Source organism: Pseudomonas sp. EA_65y_Pfl2_P78 (assembly GCF_963970495.1).
In the GTDB taxonomy this organism is placed as follows: domain Bacteria; phylum Pseudomonadota; class Gammaproteobacteria; order Pseudomonadales; family Pseudomonadaceae; genus Aquipseudomonas; species Aquipseudomonas baetica_A.
This window is the reverse complement of record NZ_CAXAON010000009.1, coordinates 99,140-119,038: the sequence shown is the minus strand read 5'-3', so window position 1 is coordinate 119,038 and position 19,899 is coordinate 99,140. Positions and strand designations below refer to the sequence as shown.

Annotated in this window: 18 protein-coding genes; 5 read left to right on the top strand and 13 right to left on the bottom strand. The window is 60.7% G+C overall.

Annotated elements, in window-relative coordinates:
- Positions 1 to 106 precede the first annotated feature (106 nt).
- Positions 107 to 577 carry an A24 family peptidase gene (locus AACY02_RS10460; RefSeq protein WP_339431864.1) on the bottom strand — a complete coding sequence of 157 codons (471 nt, stop codon included), beginning with the start codon at positions 575 to 577 and terminating at the stop codon, positions 107 to 109.
- Positions 578 to 652: 75 nt separating this feature from the next.
- On the opposite strand from AACY02_RS10460, the gene AACY02_RS10455 reads away from it, so the two are divergent.
- Both AACY02_RS10455 and AACY02_RS10450 read left to right on the top strand, forming a co-directional pair.
- On the top strand, positions 653 to 1,093 hold the full coding sequence (locus AACY02_RS10455) for a TadE/TadG family type IV pilus assembly protein (RefSeq protein ID WP_339431863.1): 441 nt from the start codon (positions 653 to 655) through the stop codon (positions 1,091 to 1,093).
- Complete coding sequence (locus AACY02_RS10450; RefSeq protein WP_339431862.1) at positions 1,090 to 3,837, top strand: PAS domain-containing sensor histidine kinase; 2,748 nt, start codon at positions 1,090 to 1,092, stop codon at positions 3,835 to 3,837. The genes AACY02_RS10455 and AACY02_RS10450 overlap by 4 nt, the downstream gene beginning before the upstream one ends.
- Here the strand turns inward: AACY02_RS10450 and AACY02_RS10445 are convergent.
- The 5 genes from AACY02_RS10445 to AACY02_RS10425 form a co-directional block, all read right to left on the bottom strand.
- Positions 3,822 to 5,819 (bottom strand): pilus assembly protein TadG-related protein, encoded by a 1,998-nt coding sequence (locus AACY02_RS10445; protein WP_339431861.1) that lies wholly within the window; start codon positions 5,817 to 5,819, stop codon positions 3,822 to 3,824. The genes AACY02_RS10450 and AACY02_RS10445 overlap by 16 nt on opposite strands.
- Positions 5,820 to 5,960: 141 nt before the next feature.
- Positions 5,961 to 6,518 (bottom strand): DUF4136 domain-containing protein, encoded by a 558-nt coding sequence (locus AACY02_RS10440; protein ID WP_339431860.1) that lies wholly within the window; start codon positions 6,516 to 6,518, stop codon positions 5,961 to 5,963.
- Positions 6,519 to 6,572: 54 nt separating this feature from the next.
- On the bottom strand, positions 6,573 to 7,184 hold the full coding sequence (locus tag AACY02_RS10435; protein WP_339431859.1) for a DUF4136 domain-containing protein: 612 nt from the start codon (positions 7,182 to 7,184) through the stop codon (positions 6,573 to 6,575).
- A gap of 12 nt (positions 7,185 to 7,196) precedes the next feature.
- Positions 7,197 to 7,946 carry a methyltransferase gene (locus tag AACY02_RS10430; protein ID WP_339431858.1) on the bottom strand — a complete coding sequence of 250 codons (750 nt, stop codon included), beginning with the start codon at positions 7,944 to 7,946 and terminating at the stop codon, positions 7,197 to 7,199.
- Entirely contained in the window at positions 7,946 to 8,248 is a 303-nt protein-coding gene (locus AACY02_RS10425; RefSeq protein WP_221732792.1) for a MazG-like family protein, read from the bottom strand. Before AACY02_RS10425 ends, AACY02_RS10430 begins: the two co-directional genes overlap by 1 nt.
- Before the next feature lie 148 nt (positions 8,249 to 8,396).
- Between AACY02_RS10425 and AACY02_RS10420 the strand changes: the two genes are divergently transcribed.
- Positions 8,397 to 8,690: a hypothetical protein gene (locus AACY02_RS10420; RefSeq protein ID WP_339431857.1), complete on the top strand. Its 294-nt coding sequence runs from the start codon at positions 8,397 to 8,399 to the stop codon at positions 8,688 to 8,690.
- Between the two features lie 100 nt (positions 8,691 to 8,790).
- Complete coding sequence (locus AACY02_RS10415; protein WP_339431856.1) at positions 8,791 to 10,140, top strand: MATE family efflux transporter; 1,350 nt, start codon at positions 8,791 to 8,793, stop codon at positions 10,138 to 10,140.
- Here AACY02_RS10415 and AACY02_RS10410 read toward each other — a convergent pair.
- From AACY02_RS10410 to AACY02_RS10380, 7 genes are all read right to left on the bottom strand, one after another.
- On the bottom strand, positions 10,134 to 11,009 hold the full coding sequence (locus AACY02_RS10410; RefSeq protein WP_339431855.1) for an alpha/beta hydrolase: 876 nt from the start codon (positions 11,007 to 11,009) through the stop codon (positions 10,134 to 10,136). The genes AACY02_RS10415 and AACY02_RS10410 overlap by 7 nt on opposite strands.
- A gap of 17 nt (positions 11,010 to 11,026) precedes the next feature.
- On the bottom strand, positions 11,027 to 11,821 hold the full coding sequence (locus AACY02_RS10405; RefSeq protein WP_339431854.1) for a DUF4123 domain-containing protein: 795 nt from the start codon (positions 11,819 to 11,821) through the stop codon (positions 11,027 to 11,029).
- Entirely contained in the window at positions 11,818 to 13,167 is a 1,350-nt protein-coding gene (locus tag AACY02_RS10400; protein ID WP_339431853.1) for a type VI secretion system Vgr family protein, read from the bottom strand. The genes AACY02_RS10405 and AACY02_RS10400 overlap by 4 nt, the downstream gene beginning before the upstream one ends.
- 233 nt (positions 13,168 to 13,400) lie before the next feature.
- On the bottom strand, positions 13,401 to 15,314 hold the full coding sequence (gene speA, locus AACY02_RS10395) for an arginine decarboxylase (protein ID WP_339431852.1): 1,914 nt from the start codon (positions 15,312 to 15,314) through the stop codon (positions 13,401 to 13,403).
- Between the two features lie 218 nt (positions 15,315 to 15,532).
- Positions 15,533 to 15,904: a translation initiation factor Sui1 gene (locus AACY02_RS10390; protein ID WP_007914613.1), complete on the bottom strand. Its 372-nt coding sequence runs from the start codon at positions 15,902 to 15,904 to the stop codon at positions 15,533 to 15,535.
- Positions 15,905 to 16,091: 187 nt separating this feature from the next.
- Complete coding sequence (locus tag AACY02_RS10385) at positions 16,092 to 16,649, bottom strand: NUDIX hydrolase (RefSeq protein WP_339431851.1); 558 nt, start codon at positions 16,647 to 16,649, stop codon at positions 16,092 to 16,094.
- Positions 16,650 to 16,652: 3 nt separating this feature from the next.
- Positions 16,653 to 17,720 (bottom strand): DUF2333 family protein, encoded by a 1,068-nt coding sequence (locus AACY02_RS10380; RefSeq protein WP_339431850.1) that lies wholly within the window; start codon positions 17,718 to 17,720, stop codon positions 16,653 to 16,655.
- 436 nt (positions 17,721 to 18,156) lie between these two features.
- Here AACY02_RS10380 and gcbA point away from each other — a divergent pair, with 436 nt between their 5' ends.
- The gene (gene gcbA, locus AACY02_RS10375) at positions 18,157 to 19,827 is read left to right on the top strand and encodes a diguanylate cyclase GcbA (protein WP_339431849.1); all 1,671 of its coding nucleotides are present in this window, start codon (positions 18,157 to 18,159) and stop codon (positions 19,825 to 19,827) included.
- Positions 19,828 to 19,899: the final 72 nt, after the last annotated feature.

Below are 19,899 nucleotides of genomic sequence, written 5' to 3'. Positions count from 1 at the left end.
CCAAAGGCTGACCGTTCCTGTACTTACAGTACGCTGCCGTACAAACACTGATTTGAAAGTAGACCCACTTTCCGACTATGTACATAGCAGTAGTGGCAAGGCGCGACTAATGGAGCCACAACAAGGTGAGAATTGACCCTGCCAGCACGAACGGTGCAAATGGCAGCTTTTTTGACGCTTCAGGCCTCATATATCGAAGACGTTCTCTAAGCCTTTGACTCATATGCAACCAGAGCCTTGGCGCCAACAGGACCCAGAGTGCACTGGCAAGCGCTGCGCCGATAAACACGCCGAGCAAGTGAGCACCGTCCGTCGCAACGCCAAAGGCTGTCATTAGTTTCACATCGCCTGCGCCAAAACGTTTCAGCGCATAACCGGGAAGGGTGAACGCCAGGGCCAGCAGCACCGCCCAGGCTCCTTGAACCGGTTCGGCGCCGAGCCAAGTGTTGCCGGTCGTCAGTAGATAAACGGTGGCCAACCCTCCAACACCCAAAGTCAGGCCGTTACCGATATGCCGTTGTCGGGCATCCTGCGCCGCGCAAAGTGTCAGCCAGATCAGTAGGACAAAGCTGTGCATGCGGTAAAAAACGTCCCTTTTGGCTGAATGATTCTATGCTGATATTAAGCAGTGAATGTCAGGGTAGACGCACTCATGAAATCCAGCCTCCCCCGCAAGCAAAAAGGCGCTGTCGCCATCGAATTCGCCTTGGTGTTCATCGTGTTCTTCGCCGTGTTTTATGGCTTGGTCAGCTACAGCCTGCCGCTGTTGCTGATGCAGTCGTTCAATGAGTCCACTGCCGAGGCCGTGCGCCGTAGCGTGGCGCTGGATCCGGCCTCTGCCGATTACTCAACCACCGTCATCACCACGGCCCGTACCGAGCTGACCCGCCAATTGGCTTGGCTGCCCGGCGCATTGAATTTCGATGCGGCCACCGACAGCAACATCACCTATGTCGGCGGCGTGCTGACGGTGACGGTCAACTACCCCACCGCCAAGCTCAATCAGGCGCTGCCGTTTCTGGTGCTGCCCGGCATCGGTTCGGTGCCGCGTCTGCCAGTGACATTGAGCGCGTCTTCGAGCCTGCAATTTTGAGTTCCGGTGACAAGCTGTTCGCTCGCCTGCTCAATCGACAACCCGAGACGCCACAGCCTCTGGACAGCCCTGTGGTGCCGAGTGTCGGCCTGCAGCTGTATCTGGACGGCGAAGGCCACGTCAATCATTTGAGCGGCCCCTTGCGCCATGTGCTGGCGCAGCGGATGTCCGGCCCCCAGCCCGCGCATCTGCTGGAGTATGTGTTGCCCTACAGCAGCCTGGCGATAGAAGGTCGCCCCGCCGACTGGCAAGGACAATTGCTCGACCTCGATTTTTTCAGCCAGAACGGTGCACCGCTGCACTTGCGCGGCTGGGTGCAGGCCCAGGGCGATGGCTGGCTTTTGCAGTTGCTGGACATCGGTGACTTGCTGGGTGAGCGGCTTCAGGCGCGCAATCGTGAGCAATGCCAGTGGCTGGCCACGCAGATGCGCGATCAGTTGCGTTTGTGCAGCCTTGCGCGCCTGCCCGATGTGCTTGGCGAACAACTGCAACGCTTGAGCCAGCAGTTGCACATTCCATGTCTGGCAGTGGCCCTGCTCGATGAGCAAGGCCTGGGTTGGCAGATTCATCAGCACTACGCCGCGCCAGATGCACTGCAGATGTGGCATGACCAGCAACGATTGGGGACCGGGCTCGACAGCCTCAACGGTGCGTTACCACAACGTTTGCTGGCCAGCGAACAGCCACGCCTGAGTGCACTGTTCGGTCTCGACGAAAGCTTCGCCGTGCCTTACCGCGACGCCCAAGGTGTGGCGGCGTGGTTGCTTTGCGCAGGCTACAACGCGAAGCAACAGGCGCCGGACTTGAACGATCACGACTGGCTGCTGTTGGCCGCTGCCGTGGCCGCCCCTCTGCTGGAGCGCCTGCGCGAGCATCACCATCACCAGCAACTGGAGCGCCTGGAGATTCTGCAAGCGTTGCTCGGTACGGGTTGGTGGGAGATGACCCACGACGGCGCCGAAATACAGTTGGCCCCGGTACTGGCCGCCAGTCTGGATGTGAAAGCTGAGCGGCTGCCGATTCAGGACTGGTTCGATCATGTGCATCCTGCCGACCGGGATGAGCTGCGCAGTCGCCTGCAAGCCTTGCAGGGGGAAGGCACCCCGTTGGAGGTGTGCGTGCGCCTGCAACGCAGCGATCAACCACAGCCGCTGTGGTATCGCCTGCAAGGTCGCTCTTTGGGCATCGGTACCGAGCGAAGGCTGGTGGGTTTCATGCTCGACATCAGCGACATCAAGAATCAACAGCAACAGGCCGCCGCCGCCCATGCGCGCCTGGACAATCTGATCGCCAGCGCCCCCGCCGTGATCTACGTGCAACGCTACGTCGAGGGGGCGCTGCAACCGACCTTCTTCAGCGCCAGCCTGCAACCCTTGCTGGGCTGGACGCTGACCGACTGTGACGATGGCCGACTGGTGGAACACATACACCCCGAAGACCGTCCTCGCTATTTCGAACGCACGCGGCAGTTGCTGCGCGAAGGCTCGGTGAGCGCGCGATATCGGATGCTCGACCGCCAAGGCAACGCACACTGGCTGCTCGACGAAGCCAAACTGCTGCGCGACGACTTGGGCCTGCCGGTAGAGGCCGTGGGTTTATGGCTGGACGTCACCGAAGCGACCCTCGCCGCCGAGCAAATCAAGACCAGCGAAGAGCGCTACCGAATGCTGGTGGAAGATTCCCCAGCGATGATTTGCCGCTACCGCCCGGACTTGACCCTGACCTTCGGCAATCGCCCCTTGGCGACTTATCTGGAATGCACAGCGGAGCAGTTGCCCGGGGTAAACCTGGGCAACTGGATGTCGGACGAACAGCGCCAGGCGTTCGTCCAGCGCTTGGCACAACTGACCCCGCAACTGCCAGTGAGCACCGCTGAGATCAATCTGCGCCTGCCCGGCCGCGAACACGCGTGGTGGGTCTGGTCGGATCGTGGGGTATTCGATGAGCACGGGCAACTGATCGAGGTACAAGCCGTGGGTCGCGACAACACCGAGGTGCGCCGCTCGCAACAACAACTGACCCAGAGTGCGAAAATGGCCACCCTCGGCGAAATGGCCACCGGCCTGGCCCACGAGATCAACCAGCCGCTGAACGTGATGCGTATGGCCATCGTCAATGTGCTCAAGCGCTTGAACAATGGCGACGCGCAGATCGACTACCTGACCGACAAGCTCAACCGTATCGACGCCCAGGTTCAAAGGGCAGCGCGGGTGGTGGATCACATGCGCGTGTTCGGGCGCCGCTCGGAAATCGAACAGCATCCGTTCAACCCCCTCGACGCCATTGAAGGCACGTTGTCGCTATTGTCCGAGGGCTTGCGCGGCAAAGGCGTCGAGTTGCGTATCAAAGAGGCCGGTTTTGAAGTCCAGGTGCGCGGTTACGTCGATCAACTTGAGCAGGTGCTGATCAATCTGATGGTCAACGCCCGCGACGCTTTGCTCGGCAAACGCGAGGCTGACCGCGACTTCCAGCCATGGATAGCGGTCTATGCCGAGTGCCATGAGCATGTGGTGCGACTGTGGGTCGAGGACAACGGCGGCGGTATTGACCCGCGCTTGATTGAACGGATCTTCGAACCGTTTTTCACCACCAAACCGGTCGGCGTCGGCACCGGGTTGGGGTTGTCGGTCAGCTACGGCATCGTCGACAACATGGGCGGACGCCTGAGCGTGCGCAATGGTGACGAGGGCGCGCGGTTTTGTATCGAACTGCCGATGGCCGAGGACGATCAGATCACCAGATAGGCCTTGCCGGTCTGGCCACAGGTCATATTGGCGCCGACATCGACAGCCATCAGGTTGATGCCAAGACTATTTAGCAAGTTGTTGAGCAACGGATCGAGCAGCGGGCTCAACAGGTTGGTGATCAGCGGTTGGAGAATGCTGGCGACGTCACTTATCGAACTGGCAACGCCCGCAACGATGGCACCAAACGGGTTACCGCCTTGCGGCTTATAAACAATCAGATTAATACCGGCCAGAGTGCTCGCCAGGCTACCGACAACATTGCTGGAGGGCGTGGCGGACAACGTGCTCGGCGGCAGTTTAAGGTTGGCCGGTATTGGGAAAGGTGTAGTGCTGGAATAAAGCAGATCTTGAGTACTGCCCGCCACGCTGGTGCTGGCCATGATCGCGATGCCGCCGGCGCCATACTGAACATGGGTGCTGGCATCACAACTGCCGATCCCCAGAATCTTGTGGCAGGTCACAATGCCGAGGTCGATCAACGGCAAAGGCGTAACCGTGGGTTCGGCGGCCGATGAAAAGGCATTGGTCGGATCGATTTTGCCGACCTTGAGATCAGCAATAGACGTGGTGGCATGAGCCGTCAGGCTCTTGGTGCCGCTGGTGCCGGTTGGGCATGTGTAGTCAGTGACGTAGCTGGTGGCGCCACCGGCATCCAGGCTGATATCGATTTGGGGCGACGGCAACAATTTCGGATCCAGTTGCTGACAACCGGCACCCAGCAGGCAAGCGGCCGAGTTGAGCGTAGCGACCAGGTTCAGACTCAGCAGTGAATTGAGAGTCGGGGTCAAAGTACCGACCAGCCCCAGCACTGCGTTGCTCAGCCCGCTCACACCAGTCAGCACCGGCAGATTCACTGACAGCATCGTGCGGATCTGCGCAGTGCGAACATAAATCCGGTCAGGCCCGGTGGGGTTGATCTTGGCCAACGCCGGATTGCCGATGGCGGAAAACTGCGGCGGCTCGATCACTTTGACCCGCACCGTGACATTCGCCAGCCCAAGCACGCTGATTGGCAATGTCGCAGCCACCGCGCTTTTGCTGTTCGCCAGTTGCACGACGCCCTGAATCAGCTGCAGCAACTGCACGTCGGCATCCAGCCCGGCCGATGTGGTGCCGGTCTGCAGTTGTAAAATATCTCCCAGTTTGACGGGGGCGGCACTGAGCGCCGCCGCTTGCAGGTTGCCTAGAGCGGTAATCACTTCGGCAGTCGCACCATTGGCCTGAACTACGGCCGCAGCGGCCTGAATCAGCTGGGTCACCGAGGCTTGGGTGTTGAGTAGCTGGGTGTAATCACCGGCGGCCACATTAAGGTTGATCGCCAGTTGGTCCAGGTATTTGAGCAGATTGATGTCCGTGTGGAGCAACCCGTCCCAGCCGAGTAACGTCAGGTTGACGTTGCCTCCGAGCAACCCCGAAAACACTGGGTTCAGAATATTCGATCGCGCTGTGTTGATACTGCCCAGCGTACTGCGGATGCTCAATTGGGCAACCGGTGGCTGTGGCTGGGCAGCAACGGCAGAAGCACGAAGTACGGTGTTGAGGCTGACCGACGCCCCACTGAACAACGCATACACAGCATTGGCAAAACTGGTGGCTACGGTGTGACTGGCGGCGACTTTGATGGCGGTCGCCTGGGTTGCACTGACGGTGAAGGTACGCAGACCGGTTGGCCCGGTAAGCAGAGTGCCGCAGGTCGTCGCCAGAGTGTTACTGGCATTGACGGCGAAGCCATTGCGCACGGCGCTTTGCCCGGCGTAACTGGCAGCGGTCAGACCGGACTGACAACTACCACCGCGACTCACGGCCTCAAGCGCCGCGGTGTCGACGACTCGCTGCAGCTTGCGCTGTTCCATGTACAGCCGACCGCTGTCGACCACCACCAGCATCAACACCAGCGCCAACCCCAGGGTCAGCGCCGCCATCAAACCGATTGCCCCCCGCTGCCGGGCCGGACCATTGAACTGCGAACGAGGCGACATGCCGCACTCCTTTGCCGGCGCACTGCCGAGCGCTACCTCCATTGATGGAGTTGAGTGTAGACGGGGCTGAGCGAGACGGCTGGCAGAACGCCACGTCACCTGACGACGAACCCTGTGGGATGGCGTCAACCTGAGGATGGGTTAGCGCGGTGGATAGTTCGCCAGAATCCGGCCGACCGTTTCTCGAACCGCAGCGCTGCGATCCGCCGGGTTGGGGGTGCTGCTGAGCATGCGCTCATCGCTGCCGCGCCACACCAGTTTGCCGTCCTTGCCATCGAGCAGGTCGATCTGGAGGGTCGCGACCTTGTAGGTAATGTTGCGCGTTTCGTTGTACATCGGCGCGCCCCAGTAACCATTCCACGGCCCACCCCAACCGCCGCCATAGTTGGTCGTCACTTGCTGCTGACGATCCTCGACGATCAGGTAAGTCTGCACACTCAAATCACCCTTGGCGCCGGCCGCGGCCGGGCGCAAGCCGCGCTGATCGAGTTGATCGGCGACCGCTTGGCGAATGCGTTGTTCGGTCAGGTCGCTCCTGATCCGAGGGTCATCAGGGCGATATTGCAGGGCGGGCTCTTTCCAGCTCCAACTGCGATACGCGGCAAAGTCGCGGCTGGCATCGAAGTCATGATTGACCGGGTTGGCGGCGCAGGCGCTGAGCAGCGCGGCCATGGCCAGTAAAACGAGACGGCGGAACATGGAATTTCTCCGGTTGAAGACATGAACCTGCGACAGCGCCCCCATTGCTGAGCGCTAACTCGGAGGATACGCCGACAAGGCTTTTTCCACAGCCTCGCGAATGGCATCGGTGCGATCGATCTGGCTGCCCTTGTCCGCCGTTTCGGCGCTGGCACTCCAGACCGGTTGACCGGTGCCGGCATCGAACAAGTCGACCTGCACCACCACTACCTGCTCTTGATAAGTGCGCACGATGGGCACCGTGTTGTACATCCCGTAACCGCGACCATAACGGTCATAGCCGCCGTATCCACCGTAGTAACCGCTGTTGTCCTGCACCTGGCGCAGGCGGGTTTGCAGGCTCAGACGGGCGCTGACCAACAGGTCGGCCGGGCGGTTGTCATGCAACGGGCGCAAGCCGCGCTGGTCCAGCCCATTGCTGACCGCTTCGGCCACTTGCGCCGAATCGGCCCACGCGGTGCCGGGTGGCAATTGTCCGTTGAGCCACGCCCAACTGCGATAACGCCCGTAATCGCGTGGTGGCGCCGGGTAGGCGCTGCGATCAAAGGTGTTGGCCGCTTGCGGCGGCGCGGGCGGCAAGGGTAGCGACTGCGCCACATAGGGGTTGTTGCCCTGGCAGGCGGCCAACCCCAGACACATCAGCAATAACCCGCATTGAGCGTTCATTTCAGGCTCCGATCAGATCGGCCGGCAGATCCAGTGCAAGTAACGCCCAAGCCCGGCGAAGCTTGGGTGACGACGGTGAGCGAGTTCCATCTCGAGCAAATCCACGAGTTCGGCGCGGGCCTGGAATTCGACCGGCATGTAATCGTGGAACACCCTCACCCCGCTTTGGGTTTCGACCTGCCACAGGCCTGCGAGTTGCGTCGCCAGTTCCCGTGGGTCGAGGGGCATCTGCGGGGTCAGGCTTTGTTTTTCGCCGGCCATGACGTTCTTGCGCATCTTCTTGAAATGGCCTTTGAGCAGGTTGCGGTAGATCAGCGCATCACGGTTGTAGAACGCCAGGGACAGCCAGCCGCCGGGCGTGGTCAGTTGATGCAACACCGGCAGGATCGCGTGGGGTTCGGCCAGCCATTCCAGCACCGCGTGGCAGATCACCAGATCGTAGGGTTCGGTGAGTTGCCCGAGCAGTTCCTGCCACGGCGCCTGAATGAACGTCGCGGTTTGCCCGGCATCGGCAAACCGCTGGCGCGCACCTTCAAGCATCGGCTCGGCCGGCTCGGTAAAGGTCACATCATGCCCGCGCTCGGCCAGCCACAGCGACATGTGGCCCAACCCGCCACCGATGTCCAATACGCGCAACGGTCGATCCGGCAGCGCTTCGGCAAGGTCCGCCTGCAACACTGCGAGGCGAATCGCGCCTTTGGCACCGCCGTAGATTTTTTCGGCGAAACGGGTCGCCAACTGATCGAAATGCCGGTCGCTCATCAGCTGAACCGCCGTTCGCTGTCGGCGAGCTTGCTGCGCACCACGTCATTCATGTCCAACCCCAACTCGCTGCACAGCAGTAACAGATACAGGACGATATCGCCGACTTCCTGCCCGGCGTGGGCCAGTTTGTCCGCCGGCAACTGACGCGACTGGTCTTCGCTCAGCCACTGGAAGATTTCCACCAGTTCGGACATCTCGACGCTGGCGGCCATGGCGAGGTTTTTCGGGCTGTGAAATTGCCGCCAGTCATTGCGGTCGCGAATGGCGTGCAGGCGTTCGGTCAGTTCAACAAGGTTCATCGGGCTCTCCTGAAGGCGTATAGCTTCGGGGGGATGCCGGTTGAAGGCAAGGGGCTGTCACAGGATTGAGGCAAACCCTCTATAGTTGCAGGGAACTCGGCCACCCACCTTGTGGCCCAAGGCTCAGCTCTTTCATCAGGATGCACACATGCAGGTAGAAAGCTTTTTCGAATGGCTCGGCCAGGCACTCGGCTCGGTCATCCGCTTTATCGTTGATGGCCTCAGCGGGCTGTTCAACCTGTTGAGCAATGCCGGCGGCAACTTTGTCGACGGTTTGGCCAGGACCTTGGGCATGGATACGTCGATCATCAGCATCATCGCGCTGATCGTCGGCTTGATGCTGCTGTGGTCCGCGATCCGCGCATTCATGAATGCATCGATCATTGCCGGGATCATCTGGTTGCTGCTGGGGTTATGGCTGCTGAGCTGGATCATCCACTGACACCGCAAAACCCTGTGGGAGCGAGCAGGCTCGCCCCCACAATTGATCGCCTTGCAACCCGCATCAATCGCTACAATCCCCGCTCCCCCAAGGAGCCCGCATGTCCAACCTGATTGCCGACTGGCGTGACCGCCCGACTCACCGCAAGGTCTGGGCGCTTGCTGCGCCGATGATCCTTTCCAATATTTCCGTACCACTGGTGGCGCTGGTCGACAGCACTGTCATCGGCCACCTGCCTCACGCCCATCAATTGGGCGCGGTGGCGGTCGGGGCCAGCCTGTATACCTTTCTCGCCTGGGCCATGGGTTTTCTGCGCATGGGCACCACAGGCTTCGCCGCGCAAGCGGCCGGGCGCAGTGATGGCGCGGCGTTGCGGCAAATTCTGTTGCAAGGTCTGCTGCTGGCGCTGGGACTGTCGCTGGTGCTCGGCACTTTGGGCGTACCGTTAAGCGGCGTGGCGTTGCACTTCATGCAACCGTCGGCGGAACTTGATCAACTGACCCGCGACTTTTTCCACACCCGGTTGTTCGGCTTGCCCGCCGCGCTGGCCAGTTACGCGCTGGTCGGCTGGTTCCTCGGCACGCAGAACGCCCGGGCGCCGCTGGCGATACTGCTGACCACCAACCTGATCAACATCGTGCTAAACCTGTGGTTCGTCATGGGGCTGGACTGGGGCGTGGTCGGCTCGGCTCGGGCTTCCGTGATCGCCGAATGGAGCGGTGCCCTTCTGGGGCTAATGCTGACCCGCAAAGCATTGCGCGCCTATCCGGGGCATATTGTCTGGGCCGCCCTCAAGGTGTGGCAGAGCTGGCGCCCGCTACTGGCGGTCAATCGCGACATTTTCATCCGCAGCCTGGCGCTGCAATCAGTGTTTTTCATGATCACCGTGCAAGGCGCTCGTCTCGGCGATGCCACTGTCGCGGCCAACGCATTGCTGCTCAACGGCCTGCTGCTGACTGCTCACGCGCTGGACGGTCTGGCACACGCGGTCGAGGCGTTGTGTGGACACGCCATCGGTGCCCGTGATCGCCTCGCGTTGCGCCGTTCTCTGGTGGTGGCCGGCGGTTGGTCGCTGATCGCCAGCCTCGGATTCGCCACGCTGTTTTTGCTGGCGGGGCATGTGTTTATCGAAATGCAGACCAACATCCAGAGCGTGCGCGACACGGCGTTCATTTATCTGCCCTACCTCGCCGTGCTGCCGTTGATTGCGGTCTGGAGTTACCTGCTCGACGGTCTGTTCATCGGTGCCACCCGTGCGCGCGAAATGCGCAACGGCATGCTGCTGACAGTGCTACTGCTGGTGCCGTTCGCGTGGGCGCTGCAAGGTTTGGGCAATCACGGTCTGTGGATAACGTTTCTGTTGTTCATGGTGCTGCGCAGTCTCACCCTCGGCGCGCAAGCCCTCTGGCTCAAGCGCAACGACGGTTGGTTCAGCGGCGCGACTCACTGAGTCGGCGTGTGTTCGATGAACCCGACCACTTGATCAAGCACCGGCGCCAGTCGACGCAGTGGCCGTGACAGCGTCGCCACCAGCGTTATGTGATTGGGCCGCGAGTAATACAAATCCTGCACCGGCACCCCGACCTCGCGCAGTTTGCGCGCAAGGCCGCCGGTGTTGCGTGTCGGGTTGACCAGATCATCTTTGTTCGCGGCGATCAGCAGAGCCGGTGGAGCGTGGCGACTGACGTGATTGATAGGCTGCGATTGCGGCGGTGAGTCCGGCCAGAAAAACACCGGGCGCACGTCTGGATTCTTGATCGGCAGAAAATCATAAGGCCCGGCCAGACCGATCCAGCCGCTGATGTCACCGGGCGACATGCCCACCGCCGCGAGCCAGTCCTTGTCCAGCGCCAGCATCGCCGCGTTGTAGCCACCGGAGCTGTGGCCCATCAGATACAAGCGCTGCGGATTGCCGGAAAACTCGCGGATGTGCGTTTTGGTCCAGGCAACCGCCCGGGCGCCATCCCGCAAGAACTGCGGGTAACGCACCTGCGGATACAAGCGATAATCCGCCACCACCGCGACTATCCCCCGCGATGCCAGCGCCTCACCGACAAACGTGTAGTCTTCACGCTCGCCACTGTTCCAACTGCCACCGTAGAAAAACACCACCACCGGCGCATCCGGCAACGCATGATGCGGCACATACACATCGAGCTTCTGCCGGGGATCGTCGCCATAAGCAATGCCCGTGGTTTTGTCGAACGTGGTGTCCGGGGTCAGCGCATTGAGCAGTTTGACCGGTGAACAACTGCTCAGTGCCAACAGCAACACGCCCCCCAGCATTGCGCCGAACCCTTGCCGGAAAAAACCTGCCATACGCGCAGAACCTCATCTCAAAATTGATCGCCGTGCCACTGGCGACGTACATGGTCAAGCCGCTCCTGCTGGGTCAGCCCCACCGGGGGAGGCACCAGCACGGCACGCGGATGCAGCAAGCGTAGCCACAACCAGCCATCGAGCACGGTGCGGTCGCTGAACCCCAGCTCCAGGCCTTGCTGGACATGGGAGGCCATTGCCGCGTAATCGGTTCCCAACGATTGGCACCAGCGCCAGATGTGCTGCTCCAGCAGGCAGGTTTGCAGGCGCTCGCGCTGACGACGGGTGAGGTTTTCTTCGATGTTCAGTGGCTCGACGGCCAGCCCGGGGTTACGCAACTGCTGCCAACCCTGACTGCCAATCGCGTAGTCGGCCCAGGTGCCACCGAACCAACGCAACAGGCGGATCGGCCCGAGCCAGCGACTCAATTCGCCAGCGTCGCAGGCGTCGAAAAAATAGCTCGCGGTCTGGCGGTTGTAATAGCTGAGCAAGGCCCGATGGCTCAAGCCGAACGAGACCGTGAGCATGCGCTGCAAGTGGCTGAGCAGCTCCTGCGCCGTTGCCTCGCTGCCCAGCAGCAGACCGCGCCAGGTATCCGGGTCGCTGTGACACAACGACGCCAATGCCGGGCAATCGTGCAAGTCGACCAGCACCGGACCGTGCTCACTGACCGGTTGAAACTCGGTACCGTCAAACAGCCTTAAGCGCCGCACTCCGGGGAAGCCCTGATGCAATATCGTCAATGCTCGTGCGGCATCCGCGCCGTCGAGCAACAGCCATTGCGCCGTCGGCTCATGCGCCGCGCCACTCATGTTGCGCCGCTCTGTTCAAGCGCCGCGACCAGCCGACAACTGCAGACCGACTCTGCGCAGTGGCTGAAACTGCCACCTCCCGGAATCAGGCACAGCAGCAATAATGGTTCGCCCGACGTCAGCAGTTGCTGCAAGCCTTCACTCACCAGCCGGTCCGGCACAGGCACCGGCGGCTCATCGCTGATCTGCGCCTCCATGACCGACGGCAGGAGAACGCCGCTGATCACCGGTTGATCTGGATCGCCCTCAAAGAAACTCACCACCACTTCCACGCCATCGCTCAGCGCCGCCAACGGCGCATCGGCCAAGGCCGGTGCGAGCGGCAGCCAACAATGACTCGGCGCCGCACCTTCGCCCTGATAGAGCCAATCGAACTGCACCGCCACCGGCCGCCTGCAGTCAGGCTGCGGCTCATCGACCGTCACCACCCAGGCCCGCTGCAGGCTGTGCATGCGTGGTCTCGACGGCATTGCGGCCGCCGCAGACGGCGGCAACTGCAGCGCGCCGAACAGTCGGTTGGCATAGGGCAGATCAAGGGCCGGATCCGCGCTATGTTCAATCCGCGTCAACAACCAATGGCGATTGCACTCGGCGAACGGATGATCGGCCAGGCGCAGCCATTGACCGCTGCGCAACGCCGCCAAATCACTGCGTCCTTCAGCATTTGGCGCCTGCCACGCGCCCTCGCCCTGAAACGATTCCAGCAATTGCCAATGGTGTACCGCGGGAGAAGAAAAAGGATCGGCGTGCTCGCCTTGATACTGCGCGACGTCAGCCAATGGCAACTGTGCCGGATCATCGCCGAACACCAGGCAATGCCGGTCGTGCGCGTGTTCAAAGAAATAGTGAATCCGTGCCTGCGCGCACAAGCGCTGGAGCAGTTGCAGATCGGACTCACGGTATTGCGTGCAGAACGTGCGGGCCGGGTAGTCGCCGCGCAACGCGAAGCGTCGCTGAGCGCCGACAATCCCGTGTTCCCTGAGTACCTGATCGATGATCTGCGGCACCGTTCGGCCACTGAATATCCGCTGACTGATACGCAGGTCAAGGCAACCGAGTTTCGGCCCCAGACGGATCCGGCTCAGCCGCGAACCGTGCCCGTGCTCATGCTGGACAAGACTCTGCAACTGCCCGTGCAAGCCCTCCCCCGACGGTCCGAAACACAGGAACGCCGAACGGTAAAGCAGGCCGGCGAGATCCAGCTGCGGATCGTCGATCAACACATCGATCTCGAACGCAAAAGGCTCGCTGAGGGCTTCGCTACCGGTAAAGGCCAGGACTTCGAAAGGGGCGGACAGGCCCGCTACATCGAGACGAAACGACGACTCGTTGACTGGATCGAACATGGGCGGATCTCTACAGGAGGGGCGGTCGGGGATTCTCGCCGAGACCCCGTGCCGAGTAGAGTGCCGAAGTACAACTTAGGAAATGACCTACGCGAAAAGCAGACCGGATGACTTTGCCGGCCTGGATAGCCAAGCATTTCGCGAAGATTTTGGGATGTATCCCACCGAGCCATCCGATTTTTCCGCAGCGTTTGGGAAAATTTCAGACAACCCGGCGAGATTGCAACCTGGCCTCAGGAGGACAGGTAGGAGGAGCGGGTCAGGCCCAGACGCAAGGCATCGAGAAATTGCGTACGTTCGCTGGCACTGATGCGGGCACTGGCGCATTTGTCGCGGTAGTGAGTCATCAGTTCTTCCGGCGACAAGTGCACGTAACGCAGCATGTCTTCGATGGTGTCGTGGGTTTCGATGCCGGCGTGGTACACGCTGCCATCGGCGTTCTGGTAGATGTTCACCGAGTCGGTGTCACCGAACAGGTTGTGCATGTCGCCGAGGATTTCCTGATAGGCGCCGACCAGGAACACACCCAGCAAGTAGTCTTCACCTTCGTTCAGGCCGTGCACGGGCAGGCTGGTCTCGATGCTCTGCTCGTCGACGTACTGGTTGATCTTGCCATCGGAGTCGCAGGTCAGATCCTGCAGCACGGCACGACGCAGCGGCTCTTCGTCGAGGCGGTGCAGCGGGATGATCGGCAGTACCTGATCAATGGCCCAGGTGTCCGGCAGGCTCTGGAACACCGAGAAGTTGCAGATGTACTTGTCGGCCAGCTTGTCGTTGAGCTCGTCGAGTACCTGACGGTGCGAACGCTGACGGGCTTTCAGCGAGTTGTGCAGGCGACGGCACACGGCGAAGTAGCACTGCTCGGCCAGGGCTTTCTCGGCCAGGGTCAGTTTGCCGTCGGCGTACTGAGCTGCCACGTCGCTCATGTAGTGCGTGGCGCGCCAGTAGGTTTCGGTGACCATTTCAATGTCGGTCGGACCCAGCAGGTCAACCAGCCACTGCACGGTTTCCGGCAGCGATTCCTTGTTCTCGATCTTCGGCACGTCGTCGTTGTGTTTCTCGACGTCGGTTACCTGCACCACCAGCATCGCGTGGTGCGCGGTCAGCGAACGGCCGCTTTCGGAGAAGATGTGCGGGTGCGGCAGGCTCTGCGCGTCGCAGAACTCCTTGAGCATCCCGACCACGACACCGGCGTAATCATCCATGTCGTAGTTGATCGAACTGGCGTTGCGCGAGTGCGTGCCGTCGTAGTCGACGCCCAGACCGCCGCCCACGTCGATGTGATCGACCGGCAGACCAAGATTGCGCAGCTCGCCGTAGTAACGGATCGCTTCCTTGAAGCCGTGCTGATAGTCAGCCAGGTTGGCAATCTGCGAACCCATGTGAAAGTGCAGCAGGCGAATGCCTTGATCCAGGCCGGCCGCGCGGAAGCGCTCGACCACCGACAGCAGTTGCGCCGCCGACAGACCGAACTTGGACTTCTCACCACCGGTGTCCGCCCACTTGGACGACGCCAGCGACGACAGACGCACGCGCAGGCCGACCTGTGGCTTGACCTTGAGCGAGGCGGCTTCGTCGATCACCAGCGCGACTTCGGACTCTTTTTCGATGACGATGAACACGTTGTGACCGAGCTTCTGGCCCATCAGCGCCAGACGAATGAACTCGCGGTCCTTGTAACCGTTGCAGACGATGGTACCGCCCTTCGGCGCCAGTGCCAGCACGGCCAGCAGCTCAGGCTTGGAGCCGGCTTCCAGACCGATGGAGACGTCCTGAGTGGCGATGATGTTCTCGATCACCGCTTCTTGCTGGTTCACCTTGATCGGGTACAGCGCGGTGTACTTGCTCTGGTACTCCAGGCGCTCGATGTTCGCATCGAAAGCACCGGTCAGTTGACGGACACGGTCTTGCAGGATGTCGGGGAAGCGAACCAGCAACGGCAAGGACAAACCGCTTTGGCGCAGTTGGTCGACTTGCTCGAACAAGTCGATAGGCGAACTGTTCGGGCCGTTCGGACGAACTTCGACGCGACCGGCGTCATTGATCGCGAAATACCCGGCCCCCCAATGGCGAATCCCGTAAACACTGCGGCTGTCCGCAACTGTCCATTGGCTGCCATCGTCTTTGCGTGTGCGTCTTACGGACATCGAAGTCCCCTATAAAGAAGTCATAGTGCGTCGCCTGATCTCAGGCCGGCGCAGTCTAAAGAATGAAAATGACGGTTCGTCAGCGCGGCGGTAGACCGCGCTGACAGCGTGGAGTTTAGAAACCGGTCATGAACAGGCTCTGTGAAACCATGGAGACGACGCCGATGCTGAAACTGTTCAGAACCGGATCAAGCCGCAGGTGGGTTTCACAGAGGCTGCTAGCCGCCGGACTTCTTCGCTTTGAAACCGTGCTTGATCAGCTCAGCCAAGAGTAGCTCGACATGATCGCCCTGGATTTCGATGATCCCGTCTTTCAACGCCCCACCGGTGCCGCAACGTTTCTTCAACGTTGTCGCCAACTCTTTGAGCGCGTCTTCAGCCAGCGGCACGCCGGTGATGGTGGTCACCGTCTTGCCGCCACGGCCCTTGCTCTCGCGACGCACGCGGGCAATGCCGTCACCGGCCGGGATCACGGTTTGTTTGCAGATACAGGCGTCCACCGGTTTACTGCATTCCGGGCAATGACGACCTGCGTCGGTGGAAAATACCAGGCCACCTAGGGCGGCGAAGGATGCGGCTTTTTTGGCCACCGGCAATCCTCTTGGGAGGACAAAGACTGATCGCAACCTTGGGCAAGGTTATCGACCGCGAAGCCCCACTCAGGCAGGGGCAGCGCTACTGCACCGACGCTTCACTGAAAGCAGTCCGGTACAGCTTGAAAAGGTCGCGCAGTGTAACGGCAAAAACGCCGATTGCTAAGAGCCAATCAGCGCCAATTTATGTGTTCTTTGCGACGTCGCTTTGCTGAGCCTTCAGATAGCGCTTGAGCGCAGCCAAAGAGTCCGGGCAATAAGGCTTTTGCTCGATTTCGCGCATCACTTGTTCGACGGGAATGAAGCGCGCTTCCAGCACTTCCTCGGGCTGCAGGATCAGCGGACCATCCCACACCGCGGAAAACGCCGAACACCACAGACGGTTGCCGGTGTCTTCGAAGTAGAAATGGTCGTGAGCGGTAAGTTCAACGCCGCTCACACCCAGTTCCTCTTCCAGCTCACGGGCCGCCGACTCGGCGTAAGTCTCATTCGCCTGAACCATGCCGCCGGCCGCCACGTCCCAGTAACCGGGATAAATGGCCTTGCTCAACGTGCGCCGGTGTACGCAAAGGTCGCCGGCAGAATTGAACAGCATGATGTAAGTGCCGCGACCGATCAGCCCTCTATCGCGCAAATCGGCACGTACCAAGGCACCGAGCAGGTTGTCCTGCTCGTCAACCCAGGCAATGTGTTCGGCATCCGAGGCAGCGCGATGCGCCGCCTCTTTGGCGCTCTGAGTCATGAATCAGCCCTGATTGAGCAGTTGACGCAAATCGATGACGGCGGCATTAGCCCGGGAAATATAGTTGGCCATGACCAGCGAGTGGTTGGCCAACACGCCGAAGCCACTGCCGTTGAGGATCATCGGGCTCCAGACAGGCTCCTGCGAGGCTTCCAGTTCGCGGATGATCTGACGCACGCTGACGGTGGCGTTCTTCTTCGCCAGCACGTCGGCGAAGTCGACTTCGATGGCGCGCAGCAAGTGCGACAGCGCCCAGGCCTGACCGCGAGCTTCGTAGAAAACATTGTCGATCTGCATCCACGGGGTTTCGACAACTTCTTCGTCGACCTGCGGCACTTGGCCAACGGCCGGCGCTTCGGTTTTCAGCGCGGTGTTGAGTTTGACCCGGCCAACGCTTGCCGAAAGCCGTTGCGACAGCGAACCCAAGCGGGTGCCGACATCGCCCAGCCAGTTGTTGAGGTTATCGGCACGGGCGTAGAACAGCGCGTTTTTCTGGGTCGGATCAGACAAGCGTGCCTGATAACGGCTCAAGGAGTTGATGCCTTCCTGATACTCCGACTCACTGGACGGCAGGATCCAGCTCTTGTTGTCGAAGTTGAAACGCGGTTCGGCCTTGGCCAGATCGGCATCTTCCGCCGACTGCGATTGCGAACGGGCGAAGTCTTTGCGCAGGGCACGGGTCAAGTCGCGCACTTGCACCAGTACGCCATATTCCCAGCTCGGCGTGTTGTCCATCCACAGGCCTGGCGGGAAGCGGTCATTGGAAATGTAACCGCCCGGTTTGTCGAGCAAGGTGCTGGCAACGGTCTTGAGGGTTTCGACGGTGGTGTAGCCGATCACCATTTGCTTGCCTTCTTTCTCGGCAGCCACCTGCGCGTTTTGTGCCACCGCAAACAGCGCCGGCTCCTGGCTCCAGTACCAGCCAAGGCCGATGGTCACCAATAGATAGATGCCGACCAGCGTGGCCAGCGCACGGCTGAACAACACCCCGCCGGCATAGCTGCGGGTTGCCGACTTCGGCTCGGCAGCACGTTCAGGCGCGCTGCCCGCGCGGTTTTTCCAGTCCAGCATGGCGATATCCTTTCAATCACTTGGGTTCAACGGTTCGACCACAACCATACAACAACGTGCCTTGGGCCGGCACCCGCCATTAAAGATAAGCAGTAATTCGTTCGAGCGAATGAAGCAACATTTGAACTAAGGGTTTCCCTGATACCGACTCCCCACATCCATAGCGTCTCAGGGCAGTGAAAACCCTCGCACAGCGCATTCACTGCACTGATGAGATGGGCACCTGAAAATCACTCAGAGTTAAGCAGATCACACAGCAAATTGCCGATTCAACGGGACTTCGCCGATGAACAGGTCAAAAACAAAACCAACGGGTCAGGAACTGAATAGTGACGCACTGCAGATTATTGACTCATGACACTCGTCTAAGGGAAAAGAGGTGCTAGCATAGAGCCACCAGTCGATCTCAGCATGCAGCCTAACTAGTAGTCAGGATATGACCGAGCCAGAAGACCCCAGCCGTGAGCGTCTCAAGCACCACTTTGCCCAGCGGGTAATTCATCAGGCACGTCAGATTCTTGAGATATGGCAGCGCCTGCAACGCAGTGAGTGGTCCACCGTCGACCTCGCCGAACTGAGCGAGGCCAACTTGCGCCTGCTGCGTTTTGCCGAGCGCTTCGAACAGCCCGAACACACCCAGCTTGCGCGCCACATCGGTCAATCGCTGGAAGCGGTGGATGCCAATCGTGGCCGACTGAGCAGCGGATTGATCACTGAACTCAATCGCCTGATGCAGCGCCTGTCGCGCACCGGCCTGCGCCATGGCGACCAACTCGACCAGACCTTTCTGCCGCCGCTGCGCAAACCGATCTACGTCATGCTGCAGGACCACGACCGCGCAGAGCGGCTGGCCAAACAACTGGAATTTTTCGGCCTGAGCGCTCAGGCGCTTGATAGCGTGCCAGCGTTTCGCTCCTCGATGGTCGAGCGTTTGCCGGCCGCGATCGTCATGGACGTGGATTTCAGCGGCGCTGGCGTGGGTCTGAAGCTCGCCGCCGAAGCGCAAGTGGGCCTGGACGAGCCGCTACCGTTGCTGTTCTTCAGCCTGCACGAAACCGACACCCCGACCCGTCTCGCCGCCGTGCGAGCCGGCGGTCAGGAATTTCTCACCGGCACCCTCGAAGCGTCGAGCCTGCTGGAGAAGATCGAAGTCCTCACCTGCGTCGCTCAGTACGAACCTTATAAAGTGCTGATCATCGATGATTCCCGCGCCCAGGCCTTGCACACCGAACGCCTGCTCAACAGCGCCGGGATCGTCACCCGCACGCTGATCGAACCAATTCAGGCCATGGCCGAACTGGCGGATTTCCAGCCAGACCTGATCATCCTCGACATGTACATGCCGGCCTGCACAGGCACTGAGTTGGCCAAGGTGATCCGCCACAACGACCGCTACGTCAGTGTGCCGATCATTTACCTGTCGGCCGAAGACGATCTGGATAAACAGCTCGACGCCATGAGCGAGGGCGGCGACGACTTCCTGACCAAACCGATCAAGCCACGCCACCTGATCACCACCGTGCGCAACCGCGCCGCCCGAGCGCGCAACCTCAAGGCGCGGATGGTGCGCGACAGCCTGACCGGTTTGTACAACCACACGCACATTCTGCAGTTGCTCGAAGACTGCTCATTCCGCGCCCGCCGCGAGAACAAGCCGCTGAGCTTTGCGATGCTCGACATCGACCACTTCAAACGGGTCAATGACAGCCACGGCCACCCAATGGGCGACCGCGTGATCAAAAGCCTCGCACTGTTTCTCAAGCAACGTCTGCGCAAAACCGATTTCATCGGCCGGTACGGCGGCGAAGAATTCGCCATCGTCATGCCTGACACCGATATCGAAGCCGCGCACAAAGTGCTCGACGAGATTCGTCAACGCTTTGCCGAAATCCACTACCCCGCGCAACCGCAAGACTTGTGGTGCACCTTCAGCGCGGGCGTGGTGGAAATGCATGACGATTCCGACAGCCTGATGATGGCCAGCCAAGCCGACGAAGCGCTGTACCGCGCCAAGGGTGCGGGACGTAATCGGGTGCAGGCCGCGCGGGACTCAAAGCAAAGTGCCATCTTTTCATCGGAATCAACCGATTCAGTCATAACCTTGTAATAGAACCGCAATAAATTCAGGCGCTTACCATTTCTGCCGTTGGTAGCCGTCATGCGCCTGAAGTTGCTCACC